Source organism: Flavobacterium luminosum, assembly GCF_023635005.1.
GTDB lineage: Bacteria > Bacteroidota > Bacteroidia > Flavobacteriales > Flavobacteriaceae > Flavobacterium > Flavobacterium luminosum.
In genome coordinates, this window is record NZ_JAMLJM010000002.1 from 392,308 (window position 1) to 405,858 (window position 13,551).

The window sequence follows — 13,551 nt, forward strand, 5'->3', positions numbered from 1 at the left end:
AGGACAGCCTCTTTTTTTATTAAATAATTTGGGTAACTTCTTTTTTCAAATACGCCAAAGCGATAGTTGAAGGCGATTCGTTTTCTAACAAATCACTCAAAATGGTTTCCCTTAGTTTATCGGCATTAGTGATTTTCTCACTCATGTTCGTTTTGCGGATATTTTGAATGATAGTGTTTTTGGCTGTCAGGATAACATTCCAACACTCATCGCTAATGTAAATTTGTTGGGTTAGGTTGTGTTCAAATTCCTGCTCGATATGATCGATCAAAAACGATTCATAAAGATTTTTATCTTCCGACATCGGAGCTACACGGAGGAGTAATTTAGTAGGGTTAATTCGTTCTAAAAACAAAGCCATGCGTTCGTAGGCTTGTAATTTCAATGGTAAGGCACTTTTTTGATTCTCTTTCATCAAAAGAAACTTACGTCTTCCTTGTTCGTTTTTAAAATAAGAATTAAAAAAATAATAAGCAACACCGCCTGTAATTACTGAGGGTAAAGTGTAAGCCGCTATTTCTATCAATTTTGATGTATCCATGTTTTTTGTTCTGATTGTAGATTGAAATTCTATTGCAAATAAACTTAAAAAATTAATTGTAATCCAACTTTTGTAAACGTATTTTTGAACTTTCAAGTATAGTTATGATTGATCAATATATAAACCAGCTTAATGAAGCGCAGCGAGCCCCTGTTTTACAAAAAGATGGGCCAATGATTGTGATTGCCGGTGCGGGTTCAGGAAAGACACGCGTGCTTACCGTTCGTATTGCTAACTTGATGAGTCAAGGAGTAGATGCGTTCAATATTTTGGCTTTAACCTTTACCAACAAAGCCGCACGTGAAATGAAAAAGCGTATTGCTGATATTGTAGGGAACAGCGAAGCTAAAAATTTATGGATGGGAACCTTCCATTCCGTTTTTGCTAAAATCTTACGTATTGAAGCTGAAAAACTGGGATATCCGTCTAATTTCACCATTTATGATTCTCAGGATTCTGTTCGCTTAATTGGACAGATTATTAAAGAAATGCAATTGGATAAGGATATCTATAAACCCAAACAAGTTTTTGGTCGTATCTCTCAATACAAAAACAGCCTGATTACCGTAAAAGCGTATTTCAACAATCCCGAATTGCAGGAAGCGGATGCCATGAGTAAAAAACCGCGCATGGGAGAAATTTATCAAAATTATGTGGAACGCTGCTTTAAATCGGGAGCAATGGATTTTGATGATTTATTGCTAAAAACGAACGAATTATTGACGCGTTTTCCGGATGTCTTGATGAAATATCAGGACAGGTTCCGATACATTCTCGTAGATGAGTACCAAGATACCAATCACTCGCAGTATTTAATTGTACGAGCGTTATCAGACCGTTTTCAGAACATTTGTGTGGTGGGTGACGATGCTCAAAGTATTTATGCATTCCGAGGAGCGAATATCAATAACATTTTAAACTTCCAAAAGGATTACGAGAATGTACAGATGTACCGTTTGGAACAAAATTACCGTTCTTCAAAAAATATCGTAGAGGCCGCCAATAATGTGATTGATAACAATAAAACAAAATTGGATAAAGTAGTTTGGACAGCCAATGAAGATGGACCTAAAATTAAAGTGCATCGCAGTCTAACCGATGGAGAAGAAGGACGTTTCGTAGCCTCCACTATTTTTGAAGAAAAAATGCAAAAGCAAATGCATAATGGGCAGTTTGCTATTTTGTACCGTACCAATGCGCAATCGCGTGCTATGGAAGATGCCTTACGCAAAAGAGATATTCCGTACCGAATTTATGGTGGTTTGTCTTTCTATCAGCGTAAGGAAATCAAAGACGTATTGTGCTATTTGCGTTTGGTCATTAATCCCAAAGATGAAGAAGCCTTGGTGCGTGTGATTAACTATCCGGCCAGAGGAATCGGGGATACCACGGTTGAAAAACTGACCGTTGCTGCCAATCATTACAAACGTTCCATCTTTGAAGTGATGGAGCATATCGATAAGATAGACCTAAAACTGAATTCCGGTACCAAACAAAAGTTACAGGATTTCGTTACCATGATCAAGAGTTTTCAGATTATCAACGAAAATCAAGATGCTTTTTATCTTACCGAGCATGTAACTAAAAAAACGGGGTTAATTCAGGAATTAAAGAAAGACGGAACTCCGGAAGGAATCGCCCGAATCGAAAATATAGAAGAACTCTTAAACGGTATTAAGGATTTTATCGAAGGACAAAAAGAAGTAGACGGTGCCCGTGGTTCTCTATCGGAATTTCTAGAAGATGTGGCCTTGGCAACCGATCTAGATAACGATACTGGTGATGACGATCGTGTGGCGCTCATGACGATTCACTTAGCAAAAGGCTTGGAGTTCCCAACGGTTTTTATCGTAGGTATGGAAGAAGATTTGTTCCCTAGTGCCATGAGTATGAATACCCGTAGTGAATTGGAAGAAGAGCGTCGTTTGTTCTATGTAGCGTTAACCAGAGCTGAACATCAGGCGTATCTAACCTATGCGCAATCGCGTTACCGCTGGGGGAAATTGGTAGATAGTGAACCTTCTCGTTTTATTGAGGAAATCGATGGTAGGTATCTAGAATATTTAACACCAACAGAAAATAATTACCGATACAAACCGACTATTGATGCCGATATATTTGGGGATGTAGACAAATCGAAATTGCGATTAAGCAAACCGTTATCCGGTATTCCACCAAAATATATTACGGACAACGAGCCTAAACCGAATCTCAATATTCGAAAATTAAAACCCGTATCAGGTCAGGCACCTAAATCCGGTAGTGCTAATTTATTCGATGATAAATTGGCTGTAGGAAACGTCGTAATGCACGAACGTTTTGGTAAAGGTCAAGTATTAAATTTGGAAGGAGCAGGTGCGGATAAAAAGGCAGAAATAAAGTTTGAAGTAGGAGGGATTAAGAAGTTGTTGCTTCGTTTTGCTAAGTTAGATATAATAGGTTAATTTGTTAAAATTCAACACGATAAGATTATTAAATTAAATAGTCTGTTGAATCATTAAGTACATTTACCCATAACGTCAATTCGAGTGTTTTTTAAGCAATGTAATGGAGTAAAAAAAGTATCAAGAATCGTTTAAATGATGACTTTTTTATTGCATGATGGAATTATCGATAACGTCAATTTGAGTGTTTTTTACGCAATGGAATGGAGTAAAAAAAGTATCGAGAATCGTTTTTAATGATGACTTTTTTATTGCATGATGGAAATATCAACAACGTCAATTCGAGTTTTTTTGTGTAATGAAGTGAAACAAAAAAGTATTGAGAATCAATTTTACGATGCCAATACTTTTGATAATAAAACCCATTGCGAAAAGAAGAAAAAGAAGTAATTTTATAATGTAACTTGCTAAAGGCTAAAGAAATGGCGCAATTCATCAAAATATATCCTGAAAACCCCAATGAGAAAGAAATCGCTAAGGTGGTTAAAGTCTTAAAAGAAGGGGGCTTAATCATTTACCCAACTGATACGGTTTACGGTCTAGGTTGCGATATTACCAATACCAAAGCTTTAGAACGCATTGCTAAAATCAAGGGAATAAAACTAGAAAAGGCTAATTTTTCTTTTGTTTGTTCCGATTTAAGTAATATTTCGGATTATATCAAGCAAATTGATACGTCTACTTTTAAAATTCTTAAAAGAGCCTTGCCGGGTCCGTATACTTTTATTTTACCTGGGAACAACAACCTTCCAAAAGAGTTCAAGAAGAAAACAACCGTAGGAATTCGTGTACCGGATAATGAAATTGCACTCGAAATAGTACGAAAATTAGGCAATCCCATTGTCTCTACTTCAATTCATGATGATGATGAGGTAATTGAATATACTACCGATCCCGAGTTGATTTTCGAGAAATGGCAAAAACTAGTCGATGTGGTTATTGATGGAGGTTATGGGGATAATGAAGCTTCAACCATAATTGACTTGTCTGAGGGTGAGCCGGTTGTGGTTCGTGAAGGAAAAGGAAGTTTAGATATCTTATAATATTCAGATCAATACAAGTATTAAAAAAAAGGCATTTCCAATTCAGGAAATGCCTTTTTTATCTGAGTTTATTATTTTAAAAATGAATAAATCAAGTGGAGTAGTACCTAGATACTACTTAGGAACTTTATTTACTCAAGTTTTTCATTTCTTTTTCAATCATATCGTAAAATTGGTCAATTTTAGGCATGATGATAATACGAGTTCTTCTGTTTTTTGCTCTATTCTCTGGTGTGTCATTGTCCACCAACGGAATATAAGAACTTCTTCCAGCAGGGATTAATTGTTTCGGATTTACCCCTAAATCGTTTTGTAATACTCTCACAATAGAAGTCGATCTTTTCACCGATAAATCCCAGTTGTCTAGTAATACCGCATTTTTAATAGGCACGTTGTCCGTATGACCTTCTACCATACATTCAAAATCAGGTTTACTGTTGATTACTTTTGCCACTTTTGCTAAAACACCTTTCGCTCTGTCGCTTACATCATAGCTTCCAGATTTGAATAAAAGGTTGTCCGCAATAGAAATCATTACTACTCCTTTTTCTACATTAATATTAATGTCCGGATCGTCAATTCCTACTTCGCGTTTCAAGCTAGTCACTAAAGCTAAAGTAACCGAGTCTTTTTTAGTTAAAGCATCTTGTAAACGAGAGATTTTTAAATCTTTCTCTTTAATGCTTTCCAATGCTTTTTCAATATTTTGCGCTCCTTGAGTGGTTAAAACCGTCATTTCTTTAGAGCTTTTAATCAAATCCGAATTGTTTTGTTTTAAATATTCGTTTTGACTCGATAAGGCATCTTTTTCTGCTAAACAAGTATTCAATTTAATAGTACAAGTGTTCAATAAATCTTGAATTTCCTTGTTCTTAGCTTCCAATTCGACTATCTTTTTTTTACTTCCACATGAAGTGGTGACAATCGCCAAAACAGATAATAATACTACTACTTTTCTCATAGATGGATATTTTTTTGATTTTTTAATATTCCGCAAAAATTTTGCCACTTTTAATAAAATAACGGTAGACTATTGAGTTTATTTTATAATATTTCCCTGTTTTTTGTAAGTCTCTCTTTCTCAGAAACTTGAAAAAGCATAAATAAAAGTTAAAATGAGCTTCTAGTACTGCCCACAAGTGTTTCGGCTTGCCTTGCAATAAAAATCGGACGCCGGCAACACCATCCAATACCATTCGGAAGAACAAAACCGGAAACAAAGAAGCGGTAGGAAGATTTTTAATCATCATCCATAAGGAGTTCCTAAAATTCAAAAATGTTTTTCTAGGACTACCGGTTTCCAGAGTAGCGCCGCCTACATGGTACACAGTAGACTGACCACAATATTTAGCAGTGTACCCTTTGTTAAAAGCCCTCCAACACAAATCAATTTCTTCTTGATGAGCAAAAAAATCGGGGTCAAATCCCTTCAATTCTTGAAAAACCTCTTTCCGAATAAAGAAGCAAGCTCCTGAGGCCCAAAAAATGGTTCGGGTATCATTGTATTGTCCGTGGTCTTCTTCAATCGTATCGAAAATACGGCCACGGCAGTAAGGAAAGGCGTATTTATCTATAAAGCCACCGCCGGCACCAGCATATTCGAAATATTTTTTATTCTTGAAATCCAATATTTTGGGCTGTACTATACTAGTAGTTGCTTCGTTCTCAAATAAAGAAAGAATGGGTTGCAACCAATTTTCAGTCACTTCAATATCGGAATTAACCAAAGCATACAACTCTTCTTCCACCGAAAGCAAGGCTTCATTGTAGCCTTTGGCAAAACCATAATTGGCATGGTTCTGAATGATTTTTACCATCGGATAATGCGTCTGCACCCAAGCCACCGAATCATCGGTAGAGGCATTATCGGCAACATAGATAGTCGCTTCTGGAGAATATTGAATAACGTTGGGTAAGAACTGTTGTAACAGTTCCACTCCGTTCCAATTTAAAATGACTACGGCAATTTTTTTTATTTGTTTTGGTGAATCCATGTAGGTATCGGTTTCTTTTAATTAAAACTACTCTGTGTAGTATTAAAAATTAGGCAATTCTCTCAGAAAATCGTAACGCTCGTTTTCAAAATCCATTTCACAAAAGTAATGATTTAGCCCGTTGGTTACCATTAAATATTCTGATTCCAAAGTCAGATTATAACGCGCAATCTGATCGAAAGTGTTTTGCGAAATCGTCACCTCTGGCGCTTTGCATTCTACCAACAGGAAAATTTTCCCATCAGGCTTAAAAACAACAACATCGTATCTTTTGGTTAAACCATTAATCGAGATGGTTTTTTCAACATTAATATACGATTTGGAATACTTTTTTTCTTCCAAAAGGTATCGAATAACATGTTGACGGACCCATTCTTCGGGAGTGAGAATCACAAATTTTTTACGGATCTCATCAAAGATAGCCACTTTATTTTCACTATTTTTGAACCGAAATGTATAGGACGGGAAATTGAGTTGTTGCATGAAACAAAAATAGTTATTTCATGATAAATCACAACCGCCGGTCTGCGCTAAAAAGAATTCATGGACGAAGTTTTAAAAATCATTAAAGAGATACAATCCGGAATCATCAAACCCATCTATTTCCTGATGGGAGAGGAGCCTTATTATATTGATAAGTTAGCCGAATTTATTGAGCAAAATATTCTACAAGAACACGAAAAAGACTTCAATCAAACCATATTATACGGACGTGATGTAACCGTTGAAGATATCGTAGGCAATGCCAAACGTTATCCCATGATGGCAGATCGACAAGTGGTTATCGTGAAAGAAGCGCAGGAACTGTCGCGTACCATTGACAAATTGGAAGCCTATGCCGAAAATCCACAAGAGACTACAGTGTTGGTGCTTTGTTACAAATACAAGACCTTAGACAAGCGAAAAAAAGTAACAAAAGTATTAGAGAAAAACGGAGTCGTTTTTGAAAGTAAAAAACTCTATGAAAATCAGGTAGGCGATTGGTTGAAGCGAGTACTTTCGGGTAAAAAACTCCAAATCGAACCCAAAGCAGCACAAATGTTTGTCGATTTCTTGGGAACCGATTTAAGTCGAATTGCAAATGAAATCGATAAGTTAGCCATTATTCTAAAACCTGGCGAAACCGTGACTCCAGCCATCATAGAAGAAAATATTGGTTTTAGTAAGGATTATAACCCATTTGAGTTCCGAAAAGCCATTGGAGAGCGCAATCAAATAAAAGCCTATCAAATTGCCGATTATTTTGCACAAAACGCCAAAGACAATCCCATGGTACTCACGGTAGGCTTGGTCTTCGGTTTTTTTTCGCAATTGTTGCAATACCATGGTCTGAAAGATAAAAACCCTAAAAATGTAGCGGCGGCGCTAAGAGTAAATCCCTACTTCGTGAAGGATTATGAGTTGGCCGCTAGAAATTACCCGATGAAAAAAGTGAGTAGTATCGTGGCGACTTTAAAAGATATCGATTTGAAAAGCAAAGGAGTTGGCGCCAATGCCTTACCCCAATCGGATTTACTCAAAGAAATGCTAGTAAAGATATTTAACTAATTTGTATAGTACCCTTTGGCAAAATTTACGATATTTGCGAACCAAAAATATTAACCAAATCTAATAGTTATGAGTGTAGGAATGAATAAAAATACAGTGCTAGGTTGGGCTACCTTAATCATGGTGATCATGGGCTTTATCTTAATTGGATTAGGTGTTTATCGATATGCTGATGTAGCAGGCTGGGGTTTTGGAGCTGTTGGGGTTGGTTTTCTAGCCAACGCTTGGGTTTTCAATTCATTAAAAGGAAGAGTGTAAACAAACACTTTAAGAATAATAAAAAAACTGAATTCAAACGAATTCAGTTTTTTTATTGGCATGAACTTCCTATTACATTAAGCACAGTGTAATACAGTTACAACTCCTCATGGTCAAATCGAACGCATTCAAATACACTTTAAACTGAAGACTCCATTGTCAAATCGAGCGCAGTCGAGATTCATCCCTCATGATGACACTTCTCTGCTCAGTACAGGCTCCGGAATGAATTCACTCCCTTCTTGTCATTCCGAACTCGTTTCGGAATCTCGTTTGCTTCGCCTGTTCGCTAGGCTCGAGTCAGCAACTTATTCCTAGTTGTCGAACGTGAAAGGATTCGCGCACGATCGGGAAATCCATTTGATTGGTGCTAGCGATTAAAAAGTACAATTTTTAAGTCTTTATAGATTTTTATGCTTGCTTAAAATAAAAATAGGACACTTGTACGCTTCTTTAGATTATGGCAAGCGCTTGTATGTAGCTAAAAGAAAAACAAACTTCAAAAAATAAGCTGATGGGGAATGTTCCATCAACTTATTGTAAAAGGAGACAAATAAAAAGCTATCGTTTTAGCGAAAAGTGCGATTTAAAGGTCTTTATTGTGTTGTCTTCTTCATATTCAACCGTAAACCAATAATCAGAAGAAGGCAACATTTCACCGTTAAAGGTCCCATCCCATCCCGGACTATTGCTTAAGGTGCTAATTTGTTTTATTAACTTGCCATATCGGTCAAAAATATAAAGTTTAGCTGTGGATTGATCCATACCAATGATATTCCAATAATCATTTTGTCCGTCTCCATTTGGTGTAAAAAACTTCGGATAATCTATTATTCTTACTTGTTTGGTTACCGATGTACAAGCATACATATCTATCAAAGTAATGGTATGATTTCCTGGGGATACCCCTGTAAATGTATTAGAGGACTGTGGAACACCATTATCCAATTGATATAAATGAAACCCATTGTCATTTATAGGTGTGATGGTTATAGTGGGATGAATAGCAAATGCCTCACTAACTACATAGCTAAAATCAAATGCAGGTTCTACAACAAATACAGTTGCACTTTCGTTTAGAGGGACACTACACAATGGAAGGGTTTGATAACTTATGTTTACCAGATTATAGACACTTGAATTCGTTAAAGACGGAGTGTCTAATGTTGCATAACCATTAAGGTCAAGCGGAATGAATTGATCGGGACCACCATCCACGTTGAAAGTAACCATTGTATAGGGAGTACCATTGAATGTTACGGTTCCATAACTGTTTTTACAAATTGTACTACCCGAAATGCTAACACTAGGTATATCTTTAATATTAACTTCTACAGGCTTGATGTCAGCACAAATTCCATTACTACTTTGAATGTAATATGTACCACTAACCGCTATGCTTGACGGATTTAGTATCGGATTTGTTGCAGCTAAATCATACCAATATGATAAGGTACCACCTCCCGTACTTCCTGTTGTTACTGTAGCTTGCGTGATATCAGCCGTGTTTCCACTACATATAGGGGCTGGATTCGTGATGACCAAATTTACAACCTCAATAACCACACTTTGATTTTGCGTAGAGGTATTTCCGCTAGCATCGACAAAAGTCCAAACTACGGTGGTAGAAGCCGTGATTGGGAACGTAGTTGAAGTAGTCGCGGTAAGCGCCCCATCACAGTTATCGGTAGCAGTTGGAGCAGTGATTGTGGTTACCTGACATTGTGCATTCACAGCAGGTAAATTTGTTATATCGGCTACTGGTGCTGTAGTATCTTGTACCACCACACTTTGATTTTGCGTAGAGGTATTTCCACTAGCATCGACAAAAGTCCAAACTACGGTGGTAGAAGCCGTGATTGGGAACGTAGTTGAAGTAGTCGCGGTAAGCGCCCCATCACAGTTATCAGTAGCAGTTGGAGCAGTGATTGCGGTTACCTGACATTGTGCATTCACAGCAGGTAAATTTGTTATATCGGCTACTGGTGCTGTAGTATCTTGTACCACCACACTTTGATTTTGAGTAGTCACATTACCGCTAGCATCCACAAAAGTCCAAACTACTGTGGTAGAAGCCGTGATAGGGAACGTAGTTGAAGTAGTTGCAGTTAGCGCTCCATCACAATTATCGGTAGCGGTTGGAGCAGTGATTGTGGTTACCTGACATTGTGCATTTACTGCTGGTAAACTTGTTACATCGGGCACTGGTGCAGTAGTATCTTGTACCACCACACTTTGATTTTGAGTAGTCACATTACCGCTAGCATCCACAAAAGTCCAAACTACTGTGGTAGAAGCCGTGATTGGGAACGTAGTTGAAGTAGTTGCGGTAAGCACTCCATCACAGTTATCGGTAGCAGTTGGAGCAGTGATTGTGGTTACCTCGCATTGTGCATTCACAGCCGGTAAACTTATTATATCGGCTACTGGTGCAGTAGTATCTTGTATCACCACACTTTGATTTTGAGTAATAGTATTTCCGCTAGCATCCACAAAAGTCCAAACTACAGTTGTTGAAGTCGTGATTGGGAATGTAGTGGTTGTAGTTCCGATAAGCGCTCCATCACAATTATCGATAGCGGTTGGAGCAGGGATTGAAGTTACCTGACATTGTGCATTCACAGCAGCTAAAGTTGCTATATAGGGCACCGGAGGAGTTGTATCGTTAATTATAACTTGTTGAGTTTGCGATGCAGTTTGCCCATTGGAATCTACATATTGCCATGTTATCGTGTATGTTCCTTGCGACGTATAGGTTAGAGGATCTGTTGTAGTGGCAGTTACAACTTCACCAGTACATGGATTAGTTGCTGTTGGAAAAAGAGCACTGGTTAGGGTTAAGGAACAAGATGCGGTTAAAACGGGCAAACTCACCACATCAGGCTCAGGGTTATTAGAACTTGCTACGGAAACCACATACGGCAAACTGGTTACCAATCCAGATGTACAAGGTAAATTCGATACTAATTCCACAGTAATACTGTCGCCATTGTTAAGCGAGGTATCGGTATAAGTATCAGAATTGGTTCCTACGTTTAGGCTGTTCTTTTTCCATTGATAAATAGGAGTAGTGCCACCATTTACGGGTATTGCTGTAAAAGTAACACTAGTTCCTGGACAAATTTGGCCGCTTGGGGTAGCAACTATGCTAACACTAGGAATTACGATTGGATTTACGGTAATATTTTGAGCATTAGTAGTAATATTACCACAGCTATCCGAAGTAAGTAAATAAAGAGTTTGTGCACCAGCAACAGGGAACGTAATAGTAGGATTCAATCCTGTTCCTACAGCAGGTGTTCCGGTAGCATTAAAACTCCATGTGTAAGTGTAAGGAGGAACACCATATTGTCCGCCATTGGTACTTACGGCCATACTTGAATTCTGACAAACAGTTGTACTACTTACGTTAATTCCTCCAGAAGTAGTGGCAGGTGTTTCGGTGGTGCGTCCAAATAAGGTAATGGTTAACGGACTTGCCGCTCCAATACAGGTAGAACTACAACCTGTTGCTCCCCAACAACTTCTATAAAAGCGAAGTACAAAAGGAATGGTTTGGGTAGCACAATTAGGAGCAGGAAGGCAACTTTGTAAATCGGAAAAAATAGAGATATTGTTTGCTGCACAAGTACCACCTCCAATACTATTACAAAGCCAATAATACCCAGCCGCTGCCGGACTCACACAGGTACTAGTAGCTAGGCGAAAAGCACCATCTTGTAACCAGCAAGTAGTTCCGTTGGCTAAATACGAAAAAGAAAATGTAACATCCGTTAGGGTAGTAGCTGCGGGTTGGGTAACCGACAAATTATAATCACATGAATTTGTAAAGTTACAACTAGCATTATATCTTGAGCCTGTAATGGAAGCTTGTGCTAAAGTATTGCTTCCTGATACCAAAGGATCAATTATCAATTCATATTCATCAATCAATGAGGCAATCCATGTGTAGGGTACTACGATCCCCATTTTATTTTCTTTAATAGTATAAGCAGCATGTTGCAGCATCGATTTATCGCCACCCTTTGGATAAATAATCGCGGGACTAACGGATATTAATTCGGTGATGTTGGAAACGGATAGGGTACCGTTACCTTCTTCATTTCCTGGGGCTTCTGTAAAATCCAACTGTAGTGCGGTTTGATGTTGGAATTCATCTTTAAAAATAAGTTCGTCAAAAGTGCCAAACTTATTTTTTTTCATTATAAAATTTGTTTTTACAGCGCCTCTAAACACAATAAGTTCGGCGTCGATTCCATCAAAGATATTATGAATATACATCCCATCTTCTCCTATGGTATAGTTAGACCAATTTGCCTTAGCTTGCATTTGTTCCACACCTTGATTGCGTGACCAAAGGGTCCAACTATTAAAATACACTTTCCCTTTTGGTGTTTTAATGTAAGTTCGATTTTTATCTACTTCAATTCCTACGGGTTCTGGGTAAAAGCTTGATTCATATAGGTTAGGTCCAATAGATTTAATCCTTGAATCGATAGTAAGCCATTGTCCGTCTTTTTTATAATGCAGATCGCCCAATGCTTTTTGAATGTAAAACAAAGAAGGGTTTTGAAGGTCAACATAGTATTTTTCATCCTCTTTTCGTTTACTAATTACTTCAATACAATCAGAGCAGGGTGCTTCATTGGAAAGCAAACCAAATTCAGGATGGGCATAATCTTTAGTAATATTGTGCTTTTTCCACTGCTCCATGTTGTTCTTTTTCGGATTAGAAAAGGAGGTCAAATTATACACTTTGGTATACGGAGCATTTCCATTATGATTCTTTGGCGTGTTTTGAGCGGTTAATAAAGGCGCAAACATGAAACACAAAACCACCAAATAATGGAGTCGTAATTTGCAAGTGCTTTTTCTTGAAAATAAATTTGTCGTAAACATTAAATAGATGTTAAAATTTCTTACATTAACAAAAATATACTTTTTTTGATTTTAAGTATGTTTTAACCTTTTTTTTTCATTTGCTCTAATTTTTATTCTTAATAAAATTTTCTAAAATAAGAGCCACCAAAAGAAGAGTTTAGGGCTGCTCTGCTGGTTAGTAATATAGAATGAATAGCAGCTATAGGCTAGGGTGCTTGGTAGTAGTTTTTTATTTTATTTTAAAATGATTTTCCGTATTATATTATTATTGATAATCAATTATTCTGAATAAAGTAATAGTTATATTTCACAATTTACTTGACTTATCAAAAGGAACTAATTTTTTTCTCATCAACCCTTTATCTGTAAAATGATTCGCCAATTCATAAACTTTCTCTGTGAAATCATTTTCTGTTTCACTTTTTTATGGTAAAACAATTTAATTGACTTACAATTATCGTGTTCAAAAATTTCTTTAAGCATCGTTCGGTCTGATAAACCTAATGAGTGCCCCAATACATAAACTTGAAAAGGTTCACCTTGAATAAAACGCATTAAATGATGATAGTTAGAAGTTTTAGAATATTGAAACTTTGATATGCTTTAATAATTCATGTATTTGCTTGTGTTGCATTTCTATATAATCCTTGTCATTCCGAACCTGTTCACTTAGTCTATTCGCTAGGCTCGAGCCGGGAGCCGGAATCTACTTTCTTTGTCATCCTATGTTTGTAAAAGGAAGTTCTTTGAAAATTTTATAAATTTATTTCAACAGAAGAAAGAGAAAGATAAAAGCTAAATTTTGTCATTGGTCAATTAAGACTGTTCAGCATGCTAGTTCC

General features: G+C 37.1%; 9 protein-coding genes. 4 read left to right on the forward strand and 5 right to left on the reverse strand.

Features of this window, described 5'->3' with window-relative positions; genetic code table 11:
• Positions 1 to 19: 19 nt before the first annotated feature.
• The gene (locus NAT50_RS05000; RefSeq protein WP_250592018.1) at positions 20 to 541 is read right to left on the reverse strand and encodes a DUF7935 family protein; all 522 of its coding nucleotides are present in this window, start codon (positions 539 to 541) and stop codon (positions 20 to 22) included.
• Between the two features lie 107 nt (positions 542 to 648).
• On the opposite strand from NAT50_RS05000, the gene NAT50_RS05005 reads away from it, so the two are divergent.
• The gene (locus tag NAT50_RS05005) at positions 649 to 2,985 is read left to right on the forward strand and encodes an ATP-dependent helicase (RefSeq protein ID WP_456298730.1); all 2,337 of its coding nucleotides are present in this window, start codon (positions 649 to 651) and stop codon (positions 2,983 to 2,985) included.
• Between the two features lie 422 nt (positions 2,986 to 3,407).
• Complete coding sequence (locus tag NAT50_RS05010; RefSeq protein ID WP_250592021.1) at positions 3,408 to 4,028, forward strand: L-threonylcarbamoyladenylate synthase; 621 nt, start codon at positions 3,408 to 3,410, stop codon at positions 4,026 to 4,028.
• A 127-nt stretch (positions 4,029 to 4,155) separates the two neighbouring features.
• On the opposite strand, the gene NAT50_RS05015 is transcribed toward NAT50_RS05010, so the two are convergent.
• The 3 genes from NAT50_RS05015 to NAT50_RS05025 are packed head-to-tail and all read right to left on the reverse strand — an operon-like array spanning position 4,156 to position 6,505.
• Entirely contained in the window at positions 4,156 to 4,989 is an 834-nt protein-coding gene (locus tag NAT50_RS05015; protein WP_250592022.1) for an OmpA/MotB family protein, read from the reverse strand.
• Positions 4,990 to 5,011: 22 nt separating this feature from the next.
• Entirely contained in the window at positions 5,012 to 6,004 is a 993-nt protein-coding gene (locus NAT50_RS05020) for a glycosyltransferase family 2 protein (protein ID WP_250592036.1), read from the reverse strand.
• Positions 6,005 to 6,064: 60 nt separating this feature from the next.
• Positions 6,065 to 6,505 (reverse strand): type I restriction enzyme HsdR N-terminal domain-containing protein, encoded by a 441-nt coding sequence (locus NAT50_RS05025; RefSeq protein WP_250592023.1) that lies wholly within the window; start codon positions 6,503 to 6,505, stop codon positions 6,065 to 6,067.
• A 60-nt stretch (positions 6,506 to 6,565) separates the two neighbouring features.
• On the opposite strand from NAT50_RS05025, the gene holA reads away from it, so the two are divergent.
• Both holA and NAT50_RS05035 read left to right on the forward strand, forming a co-directional pair.
• Positions 6,566 to 7,570: a DNA polymerase III subunit delta gene (holA, locus tag NAT50_RS05030; protein ID WP_250592024.1), complete on the forward strand. Its 1,005-nt coding sequence runs from the start codon at positions 6,566 to 6,568 to the stop codon at positions 7,568 to 7,570.
• An 81-nt stretch (positions 7,571 to 7,651) separates the two neighbouring features.
• Positions 7,652 to 7,828 (forward strand): CAL67264 family membrane protein, encoded by a 177-nt coding sequence (locus NAT50_RS05035; protein WP_250592038.1) that lies wholly within the window; start codon positions 7,652 to 7,654, stop codon positions 7,826 to 7,828.
• A 561-nt stretch (positions 7,829 to 8,389) separates the two neighbouring features.
• On the opposite strand, the gene NAT50_RS05040 is transcribed toward NAT50_RS05035, so the two are convergent.
• Positions 8,390 to 12,727, reverse strand: a complete 4,338-nt coding sequence (locus NAT50_RS05040) for a T9SS type B sorting domain-containing protein (RefSeq protein WP_250592025.1) — start codon at positions 12,725 to 12,727, stop codon at positions 8,390 to 8,392.
• Positions 12,728 to 13,551 lie beyond the last annotated feature (824 nt).